The following is a 20228-nucleotide window of genomic DNA, read 5'->3' as shown; positions in this document are numbered from 1 at the left end:
GCCGCGGTCTCAGCGGACGGGAGTGAAGTCCAGCGACAGCGAGAGCGGCCCGCGGGTGTAGAGACCGGCCTCCCGGTAGCGGAAACCGGGGCTGTAGCGCACCTCGTCGAACAGGGGCAGGAGCATGGCGGCCACCGTCTCGATCTCGGCGCGCGCGAAGGCCGTACCGACGCACTGGTGGAGGCCGCTGCCGAAGGACAGGTGCTCGGCGGCCGCGGTGAAGGAGCGGGCGGTGCCCAGGTCTGCGCGGTGGATGTCGAAGGTGTCCGGGTCGGTGAACGCGTCGGGGTCGCGGTTGGCCGCCCCGATCATGCAGAAGACGGTGGCCCCGGCCGGGACGACGGTGCCCGCGAAGACGGCGTCGTGCTCCGCCTGGCGGGGGATGAGCTGCACCGGCGGGGTGCAGCGCAGCGTCTCGGCGATCGCGGAGCCCAGCAGCTGCGGGTCGCGGCGGACCTGCGCCAGCTGCTCGGGATGGTCGATCAGGTGCTTGAAGAGCAGGGCGAGCGTCTTGTCGGCGGGCTCTGCCGAGGCCAACAGCACATTGATGACCAGGGCGGTGACATCGCGCTTGCTCATGGCCGCGCCGCCGAATTCGGTGCTGCACAGCGCCGATATCAGGTCCTCGCCGGGACGGCGGCGACGCTCCTCGATGATCGGCGCGAGATACGCCTCCAACTGCTCGGCGCAGTCCAGGCAGTGCCGGCGACGCTCGGGTGTGAGGGTCAGGCTGGTGATGAACTCGGTGACCCCGCTGTACCAGGCCGCCACCTGTGGCCAGTCCTTCCTCTCCAGGCCGAGGACGTCGAGCGTCACCTGCACGGCGAAGGGCTTGCCGAAGTCGTTGACCAGGTCCATCCGCCCCGCGGGGAGGAAAGGAGCCATCAGCTCGGCGGCGTTGGCGCGGATGGCGTGCACCTGTCTCTCCAGGGCCCGGCCGGTGAAGGACCGTACGACGACCGCCCGCTTGGCGGTGTGCTCGGCTCCCGCCATCTGGGCCAGGACCGGCCCGCGCATCACCGGCTCCGCGCGCACCTGGAACGTCTCGGTCGTGAAGGCATCATGGTCGGTCAGGACCCTCTTCACGTCCTCGTGGCGGGAGAGGAAGTAGCTGTCGATCCCCGGCTCGTAGTGCACCGGAAGCTGCTCCCTCAGCTGTGCGAAGTAGCGGTAGGGGTCAGCGGCGAAGTCCTCGGACAGGACGCTGAACGGGGCATGGGGCACGTGCATGGTGGAACCTTTCGAAAGACGCTGTGCGTGGAAGCAGCCACCACGCGCCTCGTGCGGTCGCGAGAACGGCAGGCAGCCCCAACCGGGCTGCTAGACGTGCGAACGACCGTTCGGGTTGCTCTGGTTGGCCATCACTTGACCGTTCGGCGGCACGCCACGACAAGCCCGCGGCTCCACGTGGCCGGCGCCGCACAGCGGGTGAAGTCAGAGCTTCCCCGCGACCGTACGGACCCGGTGACCGAGGACCCGGCCGAACCCGGCGACGAACTCCGGGCGGAGCCGGGCCGCGTTCCGGATCTCGAAACCGAGATGGGCAAGAGCGAACCGGTCGTCCTCCCACGCCCACTCGGGCAGCGCCTCCGAACGGCCGCACCCCGGGCACCGCAGCGGGGCGGCGCCCGTCCGGTACCAGGCATCCAGCGCCTCGGGCCACGGCGCGGCGGCGGCCGGCGCCGCGCCGTGCGGGCACAGGGGGGAGCCGTCCGAACCGAGGGAGCCCCAGAAGACGGTGCGGCCGGTGCGGACGGCGAGCCCGTCGCAGGAGCCCCGCACCGGCCACTGCGTGACGTCGCCCCACCGCGGCCCCGGCGAGTACACCGGCCTGCCGAGCACCTCGTACCGCTGCTCGGGGCACACGATCCCCTCGGCGACCAGCCACGCCACCACCCCAGGGCGTGCGCGGCCTCTCGCCGCTCCTGGCGGGCACGGTGTTCCTGGCCCCGGCCCTGATGGTGGCCCTCAGCGGGCCGCTCGGCGCGCGGCTGGGCCGGCACATGCGGCCGACCGCGGTGATGGCGCTCGCCGGGGCCGTCGCCGGTACGGGGATGTACGCCCTGGCCGGGGTCGGCACGTGGTGGCTGTACGTGCCGGTGTTCGCGTGGTGCGGCCTGGGCCTCGGGCTGGGCTGGACCTTCTCCGGCGTGGCGACCCAGCAGGTCGTCGCACCGGCCCGGGCGGGGGAGGCGTCGGGCGTGCTGCTGACGTTCCTGGTCACCCTCGGTGCGATCGCCCTGGCCGGGACGGCGGCGGCGATCTCCGCGATGACCCCGCAGCGGCCGCCCGAGGAGGCCTACGACGTGATCCTGCGGCTGGGCGGGCTGGTCATCGTCGCGACGGCGGTGGTGGTCATGGCCGTACGCCACCGGCTCGTGACGCTCGGCAGGATCCCGCCCCTGTCCATGCGGGCGGGCGACGACACCGCCCGGGAGCCGGGCCGCCGCAGCCCCTGACCTCTTGCGGAGACGGTGTCCTCCGGTGCTCCTCCGGTGCTCCTCCGTGCCCGTTTCCTTCGATCCCGAGGCGATTCCGGCATCCGGCCGCACCTCTCAAAGGTGCACATACGGCGACATTCGGTGAGATTCGGGCGCTCTGGGGGTGAGCCGCCCCATAGGGCCCACGTCACATACGGGCCGGGATAGTAGCTCCCCGGGGCCCCGCCACCGCTGCCCCGGACCGGCTCCCCCCGGGGGCCGCAGGTCCCCGACTCCGAGGCCCCCTAGTAAGAGGGGCCGTTGCCAGGGGGTCGGGGCGTCTGTAGAACTGGATGAGTCGCCGGGCGGCACGGGTGCTTCACCCGCCGCCGACGAACCCCTCTCCAGCGCGTGAGTGGCTCACGCATGCCTCCGGCATGCCGCGACCGCCCTTGTTCCCTGTGGAAGGTCAATCCGTGTCCAACCCCGTCATCCGCCGCATCGCCGCTTCGAAGAAGACCCTCGCGGGTGCCGTCGTCGCCCTCGGTGTCGCCGGTTCCATGCTCGCCACGGTTCCCGCCCAGGCGGCCCCGACGAGCGCCAAGGCGATCGCCCAGCAGATGATCAAGGACCCGGCGCAGTTCGCGGCGTTCAACAACATCGTTTCCCGCGAGAGCGGCTGGAACCACACCGCCATGAACTCCTCCTCCGGCGCCTACGGCCTGGTCCAGGCCCTGCCGGCCTCGAAGATGGCCTCCGCCGGCGCGGACTGGAAGACCAACCCCGCCACCCAGATCAAGTGGGGCCTGGACTACATGAACGACCGCTACGGCAGCCCGGTCGGCGCCTGGAACTTCTGGCAGGCCCACCACTGGTACTGAGCCACCAGCGGACAGCACACGCACGAGAACGCCCGACCGGATCCCCGGCCGGGCGTTCTCGCGTACCCGGCGGATCGTGACGCGCGAACCCGGCCCGATCCGCGCCGCCCGGCCGATCCGGCAGGAACCCGCCGCCGCACGGGCCCTCCCCGCGGCCTGGGCCGTCTCTTCCGGATCCTGCCGGGCGTCGCGGGCCCGGGCAGGATCCGGAAGAGACGGCCTAGCGGCGGCGTCGGCCCGCTCCGCGGTGCAGCGCGAGCCCGGCCAGGGCCGTCGCGGCGACGGCACCGGCCGCCATGAAACCGCCGCGCGAGCGCCAGGACAGTACCGACCAGCGGGACTGCGCGGACAGCACCGAGCCCGTGCTGAGCCAGGAGGCCGCGGACAGTACGGACAGGGACGATCCGATGGAGGCGGCGGAGAGGGCGCAGCCCACGGATCCGACGGACAGCACCGATCCCACCGAGCCGATCGACAGGACCGACCCCACCGAGCCGATGGACAGCACCGAGTCCTTCGACCAGAGCGAGAGGCAGGACCGCTCACCGCACCACCACGAGTCCGCCGGCACATCACGTTCGATCACGGCACCATCCTGACAGCCGGGCGGCAATCCGGGCGGCAATCCGGGCGGCAATCCGGGCCGCCCCGAGCGGTTCCGGGCCGGCCCGGGCAGGCCACGGCGCGTCGATCCCCGCGCCGGACAGGCCCGGGCCACCGTGCCGCGCTGTGCCGAAGTAAGATGGTTGTCGCCAAAAGGCCGTTGCTGACCTGCGGCTTCGGCGCGGCGAGGCACGGCAGTTGTCACCGGGGCGGCGTGCTACTCGTCACCAGCAGCTCAGGAAGCACTGCGCCTGCCACCAGCTCCGGCGTCCCATAGGCCATCTGCGCGGCGTGGCGGGCCTGTCCTGTGGCCCTGTGCGACCTGTTCGGCAGGCTGCCTATCAGGATCACCGCCGACGGGCCATCGTCACGTGCGTCCGTCGCACACGGCACCGTCACCCGGAGATCGGTCCCGAAATACCCGCCACAACCGCTCTTGACCGGGAGCGCGCTTCAGATCCGAGGATGGGCGGCCTGGATACCCGAGACCCCGGATAGTCCTCGGGACGATGGACTTCGGCACCCGCGTCGACCTCGGTCTTCCCCTCCCGCCGCTCCGGATTACCGCTTGGTGCGACGGAACCCGAACGGCCCGCTGTTGCCCTCCGCCTTCACATCCATCGTGTCCTTACCGGTCGAGCGGAGCGTGAAAGAGCCGAAGCCGGCACAGGCACCCTGTGCGACCGTTTCGCCTTCGATCAACCCGGCGGACAGACTGCCCTCCTCGATCGCGAACAGCCTGCCCGTGACGTAGCACTCATTGGGGCTGGTACCCGCGGTGATCCTGATCACCGAATCCAGCTCCACCTCTTCGATCCGGAGATGAAAGTTGGGGCTGAGACCCTCGCTGGTCCATGCGCCGGTGTACTTCTCACTGACCGCCCGCGGGGTGGGTTCGTCCCCCTCGTCGCGCAGGATGGCGGACCACACGCCGACCTGCAAGTGGAGTTCGTCTCCCTTCCGGGTGAGCGTCTGGGTCTCCGGTGGTCGACACGCCAACGCTTCGTCCTCCGGTCGGTCCGCGAAGACCTCCGCCTGCTTCAGGTTTTCGCCCTTGACGACCATCTGGTCACCGCTGACCGGAACAGGTCCGATAGTTCCCCTACACAGATGCTGCCCTCGGAGGAAGGAGTACGTTCCGCTGTTGCCCGAAGCATTGCCCGGGCCGATCCTCATCCGGAGGAACTGCATGGGCCCCCCGGGTTGAGCCTCGACCACACCTGCCCAATTCCCTACGAAAGCGGAGCTGTTGCGTGGTAGGGCCCGTCCGGGCTCGTCCTTGTCGTTGTTACCGTCCGCGCCGTCACCGCCGCCGAACAAGTGGGGGAGGAGAACCACCGTGACCGCGGTGAGGGCCAGTGCCGTCGCGAGCACGAGGAGCCTCGGCCTGCGGATCGCGCGGCGCGGCCGCTTCGCGGAGGGCGCGTCCGGCGGCGGAAGCACTGCCTGCGCCGGGGGGATGAGATGGGTCCGCGCGGAGGGCCCGTCGGCGTCCAGCAGGCGGCCGGCGCTGGACCCGAGGCTGGCGAGGAGCTTGCCCGGTAACCAGTCCGGCCGCGCCGTGAGGTCCCACTGCGACGTACGCTCCAAAAGATCGCCCGTGGAGGGGCGCCGGGCGGGGTCCTTCGCCAGACAGTCGCGCACCAGGCCGTACAGGGGATCCGACAGGCCCTCCAGATCTGCCGCCTCCTCGGCTATCCGGAACATCAAGGCATGCGCGCCGCTGCCCAGCTCACCGAACGGAGTCCGGCCGGTCGCGGCGTACATGAGAACGGAGCCCAGACAGAACACATCCGAAGCCGGGCCGGGCTTCTCGCCCCGAACCTGCTCGGGCGACATGAAACCGGGCGATCCGATCACCACACCCGTACGGGTCCTGACCCCGTCGACCGGTGTCTCCAGCGCCCGTGCGATGCCGAAGTCGATGACGCGCGGCCCGTCCACGGTGAGAAGGACGTTGGACGGTTTGATGTCGCGGTGCACGAGGCCGGCCACGTGAATGTCAGCCAAGGCGTGCGCGAGTCCGTTGGCCAGGGCGAGGACGGATTCCTCCGGAAGCGGCCCGTACTCGTCGCCGACGACCACCGTGTGTAGATCCGGGCCCGGTACGTAGCCGATGGCGACCCAGGGGGTATCGGCCTGCGTGTCCGCGTCCAGAACCGGCGCCGTCCAGGAGCCGCCCACACTGCGCGCCGCCTCGACCTCCCGCGCGAACCTCCACCGGAACTCGTCCTGCTGCGCCAGCGTTTCCCGCACCGCCTTCACCGCGACTGTGCGCCCGCCCATGGACCGTGCCAGGTACACCCGCCCCATCCCACCCGCCCCGAGCAGGCCAATGAGACGGTATGGGCCGATGTGAGTCGGATCTTCGGGCGTCAGAGCATCCACAGGTCGACGATAGGTCAGGTGGCGGTGGTTGACATGGGAACCGGGTGACAGAAATAGCGGATACCGGAGCGCCGCGTCGGGCCTGGTCCCGTTGGGCGGGAGCTGGCCAACTCCACCGTCAGCTCTTGGGCTACCTCGAGGGCGAAGCCCTCGGCTTTGATGACAGGAAACTGCCTCTGTGACAACTGTCGCGCTTCGGCTCACGCGCCGGGCGCAGCCGTCGTCGTAGCCGTCCGGTGTCAGTAGGAGACGTCGATGTAGTCGATGTCGGTGAACTCGACCTCGAGACGGTCGGCGCGGGTGCCGCCGTCCTTGAAGTACGTCTCCTGGAGGCCTTCGGCGACGATCGCGCGCAGCTCCCGGTCGCCGGCGCCCCGCTGCTGCGCGTCGAAGAGCCGCTGCGCGTAGGCGGCCGGGAGATGGACGGTGAGGCGGCGCATGCGGCCGTCGTCGGTGGTGCCGACGGGGGCGGTGTAGCCGAACCGGGCGCGGGTCTCGACCGTGATCCCGGTGCGGTCGGCGGCCTGCTTGCGCCGCCGGTTGCGCACCACCGGCTGCCAGCGGGAACGGACCGCCGCCTCGATGCGGTCCGCGATGGCTCTCGGCGGGGTCTTCCGCTCGCCCGTCCGGTAGCGCTCCACGGACCTCTGACTGACGCCGAGTTCCTGCGCGACGGCCTTGGTGGTCTTCAGCCTGCCCATCAGGAAGTTGATGCGGGCCTTCAGGGCCTTGGGCGGCTCCCGCGTGAACACCTCGCGGTCGGCGCGGTCGATGGCGTCCTCGATGTCCCACACGGCCCGCTACTCTCCCTCGTCCGTGACGGCGTCGCCGCCCTTGATGTGGCGGGCCGGGTTGAGGCCCCTCTCCATGAAGTCGACGGCCCACGCCATCTCCTGCACGCCTTCGAGCTTGGCCAGCCCCGGGGTCGTCCCGAGGCGGAAGGACCCGGGCAGGGGCTTGCCCGAGGCGGTGTAGGGGAGGAAGTCCAGCGGCGACGCCCCCGGGCTCGGATAGACGACGCAGTCGGACAGTACCGCGAGGGGGTACCGGCCCGTCGCCCGCGCGGTGTTGGCCATCTTGCGGTGCATGTTGACACGGGTCTTGGAGATGACCGCGGCCCGGATGTCGGGCCGCCACGTCGGCCGCTCCAGCGCCGGCCACCGCTCCCCGTCCCGGTAGTGCCGTCCCTGGGGCCGTTCGCGGAGCTTGCCGATGCCGCCCTTGACGGTGGCCTTGATCGCGGCCAGCACGGCCGCCATCGCGGGGTCGACGTCCTTGTGGTGCTCCATCGCGGCGAGGAACCGGCGCTCGTCCAGGTCCGCGGTCACGCCGAGGTCGGCGAGCGTGTCGGCGCAGGCGGTCTTGAGACGGTCGTGCCACGGGTCGAGGTACGCGCCGGTCTCCCGCCGCAGGAACGCCTCGATCGGCGCCACCGACGCGCCGAGCTCCTCCGCGTAGGCGACGGTGTGGGTCTGGTACCAGGCCGGCCCCTCGGGGCGCCTCCCCGACGGGGTGAACGGCGACGGCAGCCGCGGGTCCAGCTCGATGTGCGAGAGGTCCACCAGCCAGCTGCCGGGAATCTTCTTGTTGAACCTCGGCCGGTGGAAGTGGTCGGGGCCCGACAGGCCGACCATGAGGCGGGCCGCGGAGGCGAGGAACGCGGTGTTCAGGTCCAGGCCCACCGCGTAGGGCAGCAGGCACTCCTCGTCCGTGAGCAGCTCCACCTCGCGCACCCACTGGTACGCCTCCTCGTCGAGGAACCCGCCGGTCCACCCCTGCGCGACCGGGTGTTCGGCGGGCGCCTCCGGCGGGGCCGGGTCCATCGGCTCGCTGCCGAGCGAGCCCGGGTTGCAGCCGGACTCCCACTCGCCCGTGCTCTCGTTCTTCACGGCCCGCGTCGGCGGCCGCAGCGCGGTCATCAGCTCCAGGCCGTTGACCGCGGTGGAGCCGCGCGGGGTCAGGACCCGGGCCGCGTACGTACCCAGCACGCGGGCCACCTCGGCCGGCGCCATCTCCGCCACCCCCGGCCAGGACCGCGCGTCCAGCGCGTCCCACGACAGGACCGCGAGCTGCACGCACTGCCGCTCCCCGGCCTTCGCCGGACGGTAGAGGCGCGCCCACGGGCCGAACCCGCGCTGCGTCAGCTTCCACTTCGCCCGGGCCACCTGCCTGACGACCGGGTGGTCGTCGGGCAGCCGCAGCGAACGGCGGGCCTCCGGCCCCTCCAGCCGCTCGGGCAGACCGAACCTCACGGCGGCCGCCGCGGTCAGCACGACCAGCGGATCGGCGTCCTTCCCCGAGCGGTTCAGGCGTGCGGCGCCGAGCCCCGACTCCTTGAGGGTCCACTCGGCCAGCTGCGCAACCGTCGTGGCGGGGCAGTCCAGCACGATCCCGTCGATGCCGTACGCGCTCCCGTCGCCGTCCAGCACCGCCAACGGGCCGTGCGGGAACCGCGGGTCGCCCGCGGCCGCCGGCCCGGCGGCCTTCCCCGCCGGACGGCGCGCCACCACCGCTACCGCCGCCGTCGCCGCGGCCGGCCCCTCCGGACCGGTGAACGCCGCCGGAACCGCAGCCGGAGCGGGCACGGGAACCGGAGCGGGCGAGGGAACGGGCACGGGAACCGGCACGGACTCGGAGGCGGCCGGTGCGGGGTACCGCTCGGCCCAGCCCTCCAGCAGCCGCAGATAGGCCTGAAGCCGCGGCGGCCTCGGCTCGGAGCGGCCGTTCTCCCAGTTCTTCACCGTCTGCGGCGTCGACTTCAACGCGGCCGCGAGCCGGGCCTGCGTGACCCCGGCCGCCTCGCGCAGCCGCGCCCGCTCCGCCGGAGACGGCAGCCGCGGCTCGCCCTCCAGCAGTGCGTCCACCGCGTCGAACAGCTCTTCCTGGCTCGGCATGGCCCACCTCCACCGGGAACCCTAGCAAAATTAACCCTCACCGAATGTCGGATTTAACCCTGTCAGCGGCGTGTTGAGGCAGCGCACCCCACCGCACGCACCCCACCGCACACGTTGTCGGCGCCGTACGGGTGCCGAAGGGCGCCCGTACGGGGCAGGGTTGCGGGTTCGCGGAACCGGGCCGGGGCGTCCAAGTGGAAGCGGCGCACCGAGGACTCGGCGGCCTCGCGGCAGCGCCTGGGCGTCACGGATCACGGTCCGCTCGGAGATCTCCGGCTCGCGGGCGAGAACGGCGGCGGTCGGGCCGGGGCGGGACTGGACGAGGAGAGCAATGCGGATCGGACGGGCGGCACGCACGATCCAAGGATCACCCACCGCGTCGGTGCCCCGCCGCGCGCGAAAACCCCTGGGGACGCTCCCGCCGCGGCACGTACGCTCGCCCGTATGCCCCGCTCCTCGAAGAAGGCCCGCCGGCTCGTCGCCGACGGGCGCACCTACCTGTGGACCGTCCGCCACGGACACCACGTGCTCGACGACAACGGCTGCCGCAAAACCCTCACCCTGCACTCCCAGCCGCCCGGCACCGGCGGCCTGCTGCGCTTCGTCTTCGACGAGGGCCCGGGCCGGTACGTCTCGGGATTCACCACGGGCTCGGGCGAGGTGGGGGAGATCGGCACCGGCGCGCTGAACCTGCACGAACCGGGCACGGTACGGGTTCTGCTCGACGCGGCGCTGGCCCGCGGGTGGCAGCCGGGGGAGCGGCGGGACACGAAGGTCGACGGCTGGACCTTCCTCGGCGCGGCCGCCGCCGTACGCGGCTAGGCCGTCTCTTCCGGATCCTGCCGGGCCCGCGCTGCCCGGCACCGCACCTCGCCGCACTGCCGGGGCAACCGAGTGCGTCCAGTACACGGCAGCCCCGGCAGCACGCCGAGGCACGCCGCCGGACGACGCGGACCTGACCGACAAGACCCGAAAGAGACGGCCCAGTCCGTGACCCCAGGCCCCTCCGGTCGCGGTGACCTGCGCGGCGTCGGCGAGAATGCGGTCGCATGAGCCCGCACCCCTCCGACGATCTGACCGCCGCCTTCGCCCGCCTCGGCGGTGAGGACGACCAGCAGGTCTGGAGCGACCTCTGGAACGACCTGTGCCACCAGGGCTGCGTCTACGAGGACAGCTTCCTCGCCCTCCCGTACCTGGCGGCGATCGCGACCGGCCGCGCCCCCGGCGAACCGCAGGAGGCCGTCCTGATGGCGGGCCTCATCGCCTCGGCGGCGGACGAGGAGCACGGCGCGCGGTACGCCGGGGAGACGTCCGTGCTCCTGCCCGTCGCCCGCCGCCTCCTCGACGCGGCGACCGGCCACCCGCCGACCTTCGTCCACCTCCTCCAGTGCGTCCTGGCCTTCGAGGGCGAACGGGTGTGGAGCGCCGGGCGACTGGAGGGCCTGTTCGAGCAGGAGTACGAGATCGAGTGCCCGCAGTGCACGGCGGAGCTCTTCATCGCCTTCGGCGACCACGGAACCTTCGCCTCGGCCGGTGACTACGTGACGGCCGATCCGGTCAAGGCGGCGCTCCTGCCCGCCGATCCCCGCGCGCTCGGCCCGCTGCCCGCCCGCCTGCACCGCACGGCGTCGCGGGCGGGCCACGAGCAGGTCGCGCTCGGGCTGACGTACCTCTTCGGCCGGGCGACCTGCCCGGACTGCGGGGCCGAGTTCGCCGTCCCGGAACAGGTCGAGGAGCGGTAGCGGGCTGCGCCGTACGGATGGACTCGGACCGTACGGTGGCCGGTACGGGCTCCCGCCGCACGAAGCGGCCTACCTTCGCACTGCTCCCCACCCCTCACGAAAGGCAGTACTCGTGCGATCGATCCGTTGCGCCCTGACCGCTCTCGCCGCCGGTGGCATCCTCCTGGCGGGCGCCTCCGCCGCCTCCGCCGACGACGCCTTCACCGTCTACGCACCGATCAGCAACACGTACTCGATCGTCTTCGGGGACCTGAACCAGGTGGCCGGCGACGACATCTTCAACGCCGGCCACGACAACACGGTCGGCTCCCACAACGGCGCGGCGCCGGCCGGTGACATCGGCATGGCGACCGTGCCCGCGACCCAGATCATGAGCAACGAGGCCCTGATGCAGGGCGCCGGCCAGTGGACCGGAAACATCTTCCGCAAGTAGTCCCCGGTCGCACGGGAAAGGGCCGCCACCCCCGCCCGGGGGTGGCGGCCCTTTCCCGTGCACCTGCCGGCCGGTCACCGGGCGTCCCAGAACGTCTGGTTATCGACCCCTCGCAGGGAACACAGCGCGCATTCCCGTCAGTTCACCGAACGGAACCGGGGGCGCGTCCGCACGACCCGCCCTCGACCGGCAGACCATGAGCAAGGAGAGACCGTGCGCATACTCTTCACCGGCCCGCCCGCGGCCGGTCACCTCTTCCCGATGATCCCGACCGCACAGGCCTTACGCGCCGCCGGCCACGAGGTGCTGTTCGCGGGCTCGCAGCCGCTGAACCAGCTCCGCGAGGCCGGTTTCCCGATCGTCGAGACAGGCGACGGCCGCAGCATCCGGGACGTGTTCGAGCAGTCCACCGGCGAGGAAATACGCTACGTCGCCCCGGACATGACCCCGGAGCAGATCCTCGGCAGGGCAGCCCGCGGCTTCGCGCTCGTCTCCCGCTCCACCGTCGACGGACTGCTGGAGGCCGCCGACAGCTGGCGCCCCGACCTGCTGGTGTACGACTCCTTCCAGGCCGCGGCCCCGCTGGTCGCCGCCAAGCTCAAGATCCCCTCGGTGGTCCACAACTTCGGCGTCACCTCCGGCCTCGACATGATCGGCCGGCTCGCCGCCCACTTCACCGAGGCCTACGAGACGTACGGGGTCGCCGGCCCCGCCGAGCCCACCGCCCTGAACATCGTCCCCGCCTCCCTCGGCGGCGACCCGGAGGGCCTGCGCATGCGCTACCTCCCCTACAACGGCGGCGGCATCGTCCCCGCCGAGCTGCTCCGGCGCGGCGCCCGCCCGCGCGTCGCCGTCACCCTGGGCACCGTCCTCGCCGAGCTGGACGGCGTCCGCGCCATCGTCCGCCTGATCGAGGCCGCCGCCTCGGTGGACGCCGAGTTCCTGCTCGCCGTCGGCGGCGCCGACCTCGGCCCGCTCGGCACCCTCCCGGACAATGTCCGCCCGCTGCCCTGGGTCCCGCTCGCCGAACTGCTGACCGCCTCCGACGCGCTGATCCACCACGGCGGCTCCGGCACCCTGCTCACCGCCCTGCAGGCCGGCCTGCCCCAGCTCCTGCTGCCCCAGGGCGCCGACCACTTCACCAACGCCGACGCCCTCACCGCCACCGGCGCCGCCCTGCGCTCCGCCTCCGACGACGTCGACGCCCCGCTCCTTGCCCGCCTCACCGCCGACCCGGCCCTGCGCGAGGCGGCCGCCCGCCTCCGGGACCAGAACGCGGCCCTGCCCACCCCCGCCGAAACGGTCCCCGCCCTGGAGGCCCTGACCGCCTCCTGAACCCGGCGCCACCCCGCGGAACCTGCCCGGAACCCGGCCCCGGGCAGGTTCCGCGGCCCGGCGGGTCAGCCCTGCGCGGACCCGGTCCGGCGGGTCTGCCCGATCAGGACGGCGGTCGCCCGGTCCAGGAGTTCACTGAGCGCGGCGTGCTCGGAGGGCGTGAACGCGTCGGTGAGCGCACGCTCGAGGACGGCCACCTCCTGGTAGGCGCGGTCGAGGAGCGCCCGGCCCTCCTCGGTCAGGTTCGCGATCTGCACCTTGGCGTGCACCGGGGACGTCTCGCGGCGGATCAGCCGCTTGGTCTCCATGTTGGCCAGCACACTGCTCATGCTCTGCTGCGTCACTCCGCAGGCGCGGGCCAGTTGGGCGCCGGACATGCCGCCCTCCCGGGAGAGGGCCAGCAGCACGGTGTACTGCGTCATGGTCAGTCCGTAGGCGCGCAGCACCGCCTCGTGATGCGCCATCAGCGCCTGCTCCGACCGCCTGATCCGGGTGCAGAGCGTCTCATCGACCGGGGCTTCCATCACGCACTCCCACTCCATTGACAGGTTCATGGGTTGACTCAGGAACCTTATATACCTACTGTCCTCGACTGTAAGGATACTGAGTCAGCACAAGGGGCTGTAACGATGAAGGCTGTCCTCCTCGACGCCGAGAACCACTACCGCGTCACCGAACTCGACGAGCCCGCCCCCGGCCCCGGCCAGGTGGCGATCCGCGTCGCCTACGCCGGGATCCAGTGGGGCGACACCATGGTCCGCGACGGCCGCTTCCCCCTCCCGCGCCCCTTCGTCCCCGGCTTCGAGGCCTCCGGACGCATCACCGCGGTCGGCGACGGCGTCGACCCGAACCGCATCGGTACGCCCGTCGCCGCGCTGACCGAGGCGGGCGCCTGCGCCGAGGTGGTCCTGGCGCCCGCCGCGCTCACCCTGGACGTCGGCGACCTGCCGCTGCGGACCGCCGCCGGCCTCGGCTGGGGCGCACCGACCGCCTACGACCTGATCAACACCACCACCCGGGTACGCCCCGGCGAGAGCGTCCTCATCCACGCCGCGGCCGGCTCGGTCGGCACCCTCGCCGCCCAGTTCGCCCGCCTCGCCGGAGCCGGCCGGATCGTCGGGGTCGCGGGCAGTGCCGCCAGGGCCGACTACGCCGCCGCCTTCGGCTACGACCGGGTCCTGCTGCGCGAGGAATTCCCGGGCGGGCTCCACGCCGAACGCTTCGACGTGATCCTCGACCCGGTCGGCGGCCCGACCCGCCGCGCCGGTCTGGAGCTGCTGGCCGAGCACGGACGGCTCGCGGCCTTCGGCAGCCTCGGCCCCCACGAACCCGCCCCCGCCGACCCCGACGACCTGCTCATGCGCGGCGCGTCGCTCCTGACCCACAACAGCAACCTGCTCAGCCGCACCCACCCCGAACGCCTCGCCGACAGCGCCCGCCACGCGCTCCGTCTCGTCGCGGACGGCAGCGTGCGGATCGACATCACCGCCGAATACGACCTGGCGGACCTGGCCACCGCCGTACAGCGGCTCGCCGAGGGCGCCACCCACGGCAAGAGCGTGATCCGCGTCGCCTGACCGCGAACCGCGAACCGCGCAAAAAGCGCCGTCCGGGCGGGCGGAGCCGACCGGAGTCGAACCGGTGTCCTCGCGGTTTTGGAGACCGCGCGCGTCGACCTCTGCGCTACGGCTCCGCCCGTCCCGGCATCGTAGGGCCACCGCCCCGCAGCCGGCCCGGCCGGGGGGTGGCCGGAACTCACCCGAGGAGGGTGAACAGCGGGCTACGTGCTGGTAACTTGCGCGAGTTGATCAAGGTCGGAGGCGTGGCCGACCACGCTCCCGGCCGGAGCCACCCCCCAGTCAAGGAACCACATTGGCACGCACCGTCCGTACGACGGCCCTCGTCTCCACCACGGCCCTCGCACTCGGCCTCTCCCTCCTCGCCGCCGCCCCCGCGTCCGCCGCGGACGACGCACCCACACCGCACCTGGACTCGGTCGAGCAGACCCTGCGCCAGGTCTCGCCGGGCCTGGAGGGCTCGGTCTGGGAACGCACCGCCGGCAACCGGCTCGGCTCCTCCGCTCCCGGGGGCGCCGACTGGCTGCTCCAGACCCCCGGTTGCTGGGGCGACGCCGCCTGCACCGACCGGCCCGGATCGCGCCGTCTCCTGGACAAGATCCGCCAGGACATCGCCGACGCACGCCAGACGGTGGACATATCGACGCTGGCGCCCTTCCCCGACGGCGGCTACCAGGAGGCGATCGTCGCGGGCCTGAGGGAATCCGCCCAGAAGGGCAACCGGCTGAAGGTGCGCATCCTGGTGGGCGCCGCGCCCGTCTACCACTCCACGGTGATCCCCTCGTCCTACCGCAACGAGCTGCTCGCGAAGCTCGGCCCGGCCGCCGCCGGCAACATCACCCTCAATGTGGCCTCGATGACCACCTCGAAGACCGCGTTCTCCTGGAACCACTCCAAGCTGGTCGTCGTCGACGGCAGTTCGGTGATCACCGGCGGCATCAACAGCTGGAAGGACGACTACCTGGAGACCTCGCACCCGGTCAGCGACGTCGACCTCGCGCTGACCGGGCCCGCCGCCGGCTCCGCGGGCCGCTACCTGGACTCCCTGTGGGACTGGACCTGCCGCAACAGGAGCAACTGGAGCTCGGTCTGGTTCGCCGCCTCGCCCGGCGCGGACTGCATGCCCTCCCTGCCCCGGCCCGCCGCCCCCGGGGGCGGCGACGTCCCCGCGCTCGCCGTCGGCGGCCTCGGCGTCGGCATCCGTGAGAGCGACCCCACCTCCGCCTTCCGCCCCGTCCTGCCCACGGCCGGCGACACCAAGTGCGGGATCGGGATCCACGACAGGACCAACGCCGACCGGGACTACGACACCGTCAACCCGGAGGAGAGTGCCCTGCGCGCCCTGGTCTCCAGCGCGACCTCGCACATCGAGATCTCCCAGCAGGACGTCCACGCCACCTGCCCGCCGCTGCCCCGCTACGACGTGCGCCTCTACGACGCCCTCGCCGCGAAGCTCGTCTCCGGCGTGAAGGTCCGCATCGTCGTGAGCGACCCCGCCAACCGCGGCACGATCGGCAGTGGCGGCTACTCGCAGATCAAGTCGCTCTCCGAGGTGAGCGACGCCCTGCGCGGCCGCCTGACGGCCCTGACCGGTGACGGCGGCCGGGCGCGCACGGCCCTGTGCGAGAACCTCCAGCTGGCCACCTACCGCGCCTCCGACCGGCCGACCTGGGCGGACGGCAAGCCGTACGCCCAGCACCACAAGCTGGTCTCGGTCGACGGTTCGGCCTTCTACATCGGCTCCAAGAACCTGTACCCGTCCTGGCTCCAGGACTTCGGGTACGTCGTCGAGAGCCCGGCCGCGGCCGGACAGCTGAAGAGCGACCTGCTCGACCCGCAGTGGCGGTACTCGCAGGCCACCGCGACGTACGACTACGCCCGCGGCCTCTGTCAGGGCTGACCAACCCCACGCCGCCCCTGCTCCGCCCGGCCCGGTCCGGTCCGGCGGAGCGGGGGCGGTCCGCTGTCCCCGCCCCCGCCCCCCGTCTCCGCGCCCGCCCCGGGAATATCCGGGGAGCACCCCCCGTTCCGAGGTATGGTTGAACAATAAACAATCTTGGGAAGGGGAGCCATGCAGTTCGGGATCTTCACCGTCGGCGACGTCACGGCCGATCCGACGACCGGACGCGTGCCCAGCGAGCACGAACGCATCAAGGCGATGCTCGCCATCGCACAGAAGGCCGAGGAGGTCGGCCTCGACGTCTTCGCCACCGGCGAGCACCACAACCCGCCGTTCGTCCCCTCCTCGCCGACCACGATGCTCGGCTACATCGCCGCACGCACCGAGAACCTGATCCTGTCCACGTCCACGACGCTGATCACCACCAACGACCCGGTGAAGATCGCCGAGGACTTCGCGATGCTCCAGCACGTCGCGGACGGCCGCGTCGACGTCATGATGGGCCGCGGCAACACCGGACCGGTCTACCCCTGGTTCGGCAAGGACATCCGCGACGGCATCGACCTCGCCATCGAGAACTACGCCCTGCTGCGCCGCCTGTGGGACGAGGACACCGTCACCTGGAAGGGCAAGTTCCGCACCCCGCTGCAGTCCTTCACCTCCACCCCGCGCCCGCTGGACGGCGTCGCGCCCTTCGTGTGGCACGGCTCCATCCGCTCGCCGGAGATCGCCGAACAGGCCGCCTACTACGGCGACGGCTTCTTCCACAACAACATCTTCTGGCCCGCCTCCCACACCGAGCAGATGGTCAACCTCTACCGGCAGCGCTACGCCCACTACGGGCACGGCACCCCCGAGCAGGCCGTCGTCGGACTCGGCGGCCAGGTCTTCATGCGCAAGAACTCGCAGGACGCGGTGCGCGAGTTCCGCCCGTACTTCGACAACGCACCGGTCTACGGCCACGGCCCGTCCCTGGAGGAGTTCACCTCCCAGACACCGCTGACCGTCGGCTCGCCCCAGCAGGTCATCGAACGCACCCTGTCCTTCCGGGACTACGTAGGCGACTACCAGCGCCAGCTGTTCCTGATGGACCACGCGGGCCTGCCCCTGAAGACCGTCCTGGAACAGCTCGACCTCCTCGGCGAAGAGGTCGTACCGGTCCTGCGCAAGGAGTTCGCGAACCTGCGCCCGGCCGGCGTACCGGACGCCCCGACCCACCCGGCCCGCGTCGCAGCGGCCCGGGAGACCCCGAAGGAGGAGCCGCAGGCATGAAGCTCGTCGTCGTATCGGCGGGGCTGAGCTCGCCCTCCTCCACCCGGCTGCTCGCCGACCGGCTCACGGCCGCGACGCTGGACCGCGTGGACGCCGAACCCGAGGTGGTGGAGCTGAGGGAGCTGGCGGCGGAGATCGCCCAGCACTTCGTCACCGGGTTCCCGCCCGCCCGGCTGGCCGCCGCCCTCGACGCGGTGGCGGCCGCGGACGGCCTGATCGCCGTCACACCGGTGTTCGCGGCCTCGTACAGCGGCCTGTTCAAGTCGTTCTTCGACCTCATCGACAAGGACGCCCTCACCGGCAAGCCGGTCCTCCTCGGCGCGACCGGCGGCACCGCCCGGCACAGCCTGGTCACCGAACACGCCCTGCGCCCGCTGTTCACCTACCTGCGCGCACTCGTCCTGCCGACCGCCGTGTACGCGGCCTCGGAGGACTGGGGCGAGCAGGGACTGGACCGGCGGATCACCCGCGCGGGCACCGAGCTGGCACGTTCCATGGCGCCCGCCGCTCCCGCGGCAGCCCCGGACATCGACACCGCCGCCGCGATCGCACCCCGTTCCCTGACCGGGGCGATCACCTCGACGGATCCGGCGAACGGCTTCACGATCGTGCCGTTCGCACAACGGCTGGCCGCGCTCCAGGCCGAATAGAGCCCGGACCGGCCGCCCGGTCCGGGCCGCGGTCACGCGGGGGAGCGGCGGTGGGGAGCGGCGGCGGGGAGCGGCGGGGGAGAGCGGCCGCACCCGGCACCACTCCCTTTTTGCCGAACCGGCAACAGGACTCGCCGCCCCCGCGCCGCCCCTCGCATGATCGGGGCAGCGATCCTGGCGCACGGCAGGTCGAGAACCCTGGAGGACTCATGTCGCAGCAGGCCCCGGAAGCCACCCACCGCCTGGTCCCCTCGCCCGCAGGCCGGATCCACGTGGTGGAACAGGGCACCGGGCCGCTGGTGCTGCTCGTGCACGGCTTCCCGGAATCCTGGTACTCCTGGCGCCACCAGCTGCCGGCCCTGGCCGCGGCCGGATACCGCGCGGCCGCGATCGACGTCCGCGGCTACGGCCGTTCCTCCCGGCCCGGCGACCTGCAGGCGTACCGGATGCCGGAACTGGTGGCGGACAACGCCGCCGTGGTGCACGCCCTGGGCGAACGGTCCGCGGTGATCGTCGGCCACGACTGGGGCTCGGTCATCGCCGCCGACTCCGCCCTGCTCAGACCGGACGTCTTCCGCGCCGTGGGGATGCTCAGCGTTCCCTACGCCCCGCGCGGCGGGCCACGGCCCAGCACGGTCTTCACCCGGCTGGGCGCGGAGCGGGACGAGGAGTTCTACGTCTCCTACTTCCAGGAGCCCGGCCGGGCCGAGGCCGAGATCGAGCCCGACGTGCGCGGCTGGCTCGCGGGCTTCTACGCCGCCTTCTCCGCCGACACCATGCCCGCCCCCGACGCACCCGGCCCGCACTTCGTCGGCCGGGGCACAGAACTGCGCGACCGCTTCCCCACCGGCCGGCTGCCCGGCTGGCTCGGCGAGAGGGACCTGGACGTCTACGCCGGGGAGTTCGAGCGGACCGGCCTGAGCGGGGCCCTGGGCCGCTACCGGAACATGGACCGGGACTGGGAGGACCTCGCCGAACTCGACGGCGCCCCCCTCACCCAGCCGTCCCTGTTCGTCGGCGGCGGCCTGGACGCCTCCACCACATGGATGGCCGATGCGATCAAGGCCTTCCCCACCACCCTGCCCGGCCTGGTCTCCTCCCGGATCCTCGACGGCTGCGGCCACTGGATCCAGCAGGAGCGCCCCACCGAGATCAACCGCATCCTGACCGACTGGCTCGCCGCCCTGCCCGCCTGAAGCCCCTCCCGCCACCCCTCCCGGGTGCGCGTCGCCGCTCAACTCCCGTGGCCGGTCCGCGCCGACAACCCTCGGCACAGGCACGCGCAGAGACGGGCGGCCAGTGTCCCGTCGGGATCCAGGCGCGGGTTGAAGATCGTGACATCGAGTCCGACGGCGCGTTCGTCGGCCAGCGCGATCCGCAGCACGCTCTCCAGCTCCGGCCACGTCAGCCCGCCGGGAATGCGGTAGTCGACGGCCGGCATGAGGGCGTCGTCCAGGACGTCGACGTCGAGATGGACCCAGAATCCGGCGCTCCCGCCGTCCCCGAGACGCTCGATCGCCCGGCGCGCCGCCGCGCCGGCACCGGCCGCACGCACACCCTCCAGATCGACGGTGAGCAGCCCCGGAGGCAGGGGCTGCATCCCGGCCCCGGCGGACTCGCAGGCGTCACGGAAGCCGAAGGCGACGACGTCCTCGTCGCGCACCAGCGGCCCGCGGCCCTCGAGGTCGGCGAGCAGCCGGGGCCCACGGCCCGTGGCCAGTGCGAGCTCCATGGAGGCCGCCTCGCCGGTCGGCTCCGCCGCCGGCTGGTAGAAGTCGGTGTGGCCGTCGAGGAACAGCAGGCCGTACCGTCCGCGGCGCCGCAGGCACAGGAGGTTGCCGAGCAGGATGCTGCAGTCGCCGCCGAGGACCACGGGGAAGAAACCACCGTCCAGGACGCTGCCGACGGCGTCGGCCAGGGCGAGCGAGTACCGTGCGATGCCGAGCGGATTGAGGATCCCCGTGCTCCCGTCCCGCCCCGGGTCGTACGCCGTGGCCTCGACCCGGCCGGCCCGCACGGCCCCCAGCCGCTCGGCCAGGCCGGCACCGAGGAGAGCCGCCGGCAGGTCCTGGACCCCCGAGGGCCGCAGCCCCAGCACGGACGGCGCCTCGACGATCGCCGGCTTCCGCACGC

Annotated in this window: 19 protein-coding genes, 1 tRNA gene and 1 pseudogene; 11 read left to right on the top strand and 10 right to left on the bottom strand. The window is 72.3% G+C overall.

Annotated features, from left to right (window positions below):
• Nucleotides 1–9: 9 nt before the first annotated feature.
• Together OG373_RS00650 and OG373_RS00645 are read right to left on the bottom strand one after the other, a co-directional pair.
• Nucleotides 10–1230, bottom strand: coding sequence for a cytochrome P450, cyclodipeptide synthase-associated (locus OG373_RS00650; RefSeq protein WP_405435146.1), 1221 nt, complete (start codon nt 1228–1230; stop codon nt 10–12).
• Nucleotides 1231–1434: 204 nt separating this feature from the next.
• Nucleotides 1435–1893: a hypothetical protein gene (locus OG373_RS00645; RefSeq protein ID WP_405435145.1), complete on the bottom strand. Its 459-nt coding sequence runs from the start codon at nt 1891–1893 to the stop codon at nt 1435–1437.
• 11 nt (nt 1894–1904) lie between these two features.
• On the opposite strand from OG373_RS00645, the gene OG373_RS00640 reads away from it, so the two are divergent.
• Entirely contained in the window at nt 1905–2459 is a 555-nt protein-coding gene (locus tag OG373_RS00640; protein ID WP_405435144.1) for a hypothetical protein, read from the top strand.
• Nucleotides 2460–2896: 437 nt separating this feature from the next.
• Nucleotides 2897–3301 (top strand): transglycosylase SLT domain-containing protein, encoded by a 405-nt coding sequence (locus OG373_RS00635; RefSeq protein ID WP_397738215.1) that lies wholly within the window; start codon nt 2897–2899, stop codon nt 3299–3301.
• Between the two features lie 220 nt (nt 3302–3521).
• On the opposite strand, the gene OG373_RS00630 is transcribed toward OG373_RS00635, so the two are convergent.
• The 5 genes and pseudogenes from OG373_RS00630 to OG373_RS00610 all read right to left on the bottom strand — a co-directional run.
• On the bottom strand, nt 3522–3884 hold the full coding sequence (locus tag OG373_RS00630) for a hypothetical protein (RefSeq protein WP_405443890.1): 363 nt from the start codon (nt 3882–3884) through the stop codon (nt 3522–3524).
• Between the two features lie 581 nt (nt 3885–4465).
• Nucleotides 4466–6292 carry a serine/threonine-protein kinase gene (locus tag OG373_RS00625; RefSeq protein WP_405435143.1) on the bottom strand — a complete coding sequence of 609 codons (1827 nt, stop codon included), beginning with the start codon at nt 6290–6292 and terminating at the stop codon, nt 4466–4468.
• Between the two features lie 239 nt (nt 6293–6531).
• On the bottom strand, nt 6532–7086 hold the full coding sequence (gene tpg / locus OG373_RS00620; RefSeq protein ID WP_405435142.1) for a telomere-protecting terminal protein Tpg: 555 nt from the start codon (nt 7084–7086) through the stop codon (nt 6532–6534).
• Between the two features lie 6 nt (nt 7087–7092).
• Complete coding sequence (tap, locus tag OG373_RS00615; RefSeq protein ID WP_405435141.1) at nt 7093–9186, bottom strand: telomere-associated protein Tap; 2094 nt, start codon at nt 9184–9186, stop codon at nt 7093–7095.
• Nucleotides 9187–9417: 231 nt separating this feature from the next.
• A pseudogene (locus OG373_RS00610) lies at nt 9418–9543 on the bottom strand (transcriptional regulator); the annotation flags it as partial.
• A gap of 87 nt (nt 9544–9630) precedes the next feature.
• On the opposite strand from OG373_RS00610, the gene OG373_RS00605 reads away from it, so the two are divergent.
• The 4 genes from OG373_RS00605 to OG373_RS00590 all read left to right on the top strand — a co-directional run bounded on the left by OG373_RS00605 (nt 9631) and on the right by OG373_RS00590 (nt 12696).
• A complete protein-coding gene (locus tag OG373_RS00605) occupies nt 9631–10008 on the top strand; it encodes a hypothetical protein (protein WP_405435140.1) in 378 nt (125 codons plus the stop codon).
• A gap of 227 nt (nt 10009–10235) precedes the next feature.
• Entirely contained in the window at nt 10236–10928 is a 693-nt protein-coding gene (locus OG373_RS00600; RefSeq protein ID WP_405435139.1) for a hypothetical protein, read from the top strand.
• A 112-nt stretch (nt 10929–11040) separates the two neighbouring features.
• Entirely contained in the window at nt 11041–11361 is a 321-nt protein-coding gene (locus tag OG373_RS00595) for a hypothetical protein (protein WP_405435138.1), read from the top strand.
• 213 nt (nt 11362–11574) lie between these two features.
• Nucleotides 11575–12696: a nucleotide disphospho-sugar-binding domain-containing protein gene (locus OG373_RS00590; protein WP_405435137.1), complete on the top strand. Its 1122-nt coding sequence runs from the start codon at nt 11575–11577 to the stop codon at nt 12694–12696.
• A 65-nt stretch (nt 12697–12761) separates the two neighbouring features.
• Here the strand turns inward: OG373_RS00590 and OG373_RS00585 are convergent, their stop codons facing one another.
• A complete protein-coding gene (locus OG373_RS00585) occupies nt 12762–13250 on the bottom strand; it encodes a MarR family winged helix-turn-helix transcriptional regulator (protein ID WP_405435136.1) in 489 nt (162 codons plus the stop codon).
• Nucleotides 13251–13325: 75 nt separating this feature from the next.
• Here OG373_RS00585 and OG373_RS00580 point away from each other — a divergent pair, with 75 nt between their 5' ends.
• Nucleotides 13326–14273 (top strand): zinc-binding alcohol dehydrogenase family protein, encoded by a 948-nt coding sequence (locus OG373_RS00580; RefSeq protein WP_405435135.1) that lies wholly within the window; start codon nt 13326–13328, stop codon nt 14271–14273.
• Nucleotides 14274–14314: 41 nt separating this feature from the next.
• Here OG373_RS00580 and OG373_RS00575 read toward each other — a convergent pair.
• A tRNA-Trp gene (locus tag OG373_RS00575) sits at nt 14315–14389 on the bottom strand.
• Between the two features lie 179 nt (nt 14390–14568).
• On the opposite strand from OG373_RS00575, the gene OG373_RS00570 reads away from it, so the two are divergent.
• From OG373_RS00570 to OG373_RS00555, 4 genes are all read left to right on the top strand, one after another.
• Nucleotides 14569–16173 carry a phospholipase gene (locus OG373_RS00570; RefSeq protein ID WP_405435134.1) on the top strand — a complete coding sequence of 535 codons (1605 nt, stop codon included), beginning with the start codon at nt 14569–14571 and terminating at the stop codon, nt 16171–16173.
• A gap of 171 nt (nt 16174–16344) precedes the next feature.
• A complete protein-coding gene (locus OG373_RS00565) occupies nt 16345–17445 on the top strand; it encodes an LLM class flavin-dependent oxidoreductase (protein WP_405435133.1) in 1101 nt (366 codons plus the stop codon).
• Complete coding sequence (locus OG373_RS00560; protein ID WP_405435132.1) at nt 17442–18095, top strand: CE1759 family FMN reductase; 654 nt, start codon at nt 17442–17444, stop codon at nt 18093–18095. Before OG373_RS00565 ends, OG373_RS00560 begins: the two co-directional genes overlap by 4 nt.
• A 209-nt stretch (nt 18096–18304) precedes the next feature.
• Nucleotides 18305–19291: an alpha/beta fold hydrolase gene (locus tag OG373_RS00555; protein WP_405435131.1), complete on the top strand. Its 987-nt coding sequence runs from the start codon at nt 18305–18307 to the stop codon at nt 19289–19291.
• Between the two features lie 38 nt (nt 19292–19329).
• Here OG373_RS00555 and OG373_RS00550 read toward each other — a convergent pair whose 3' ends face one another.
• On the bottom strand, nt 19330–20226 hold the full coding sequence (locus OG373_RS00550) for an arginase family protein (RefSeq protein WP_405435130.1): 897 nt from the start codon (nt 20224–20226) through the stop codon (nt 19330–19332).
• Nucleotides 20227–20228: the final 2 nt, after the last annotated feature.

The organism is Streptomyces avidinii, from assembly GCF_045161815.1.
Lineage (GTDB): Bacteria > Actinomycetota > Actinomycetes > Streptomycetales > Streptomycetaceae > Streptomyces > Streptomyces avidinii.
Note: the sequence above shows the minus strand (reverse complement) of the source record. Positions and strands in the feature narration are given on the sequence as shown.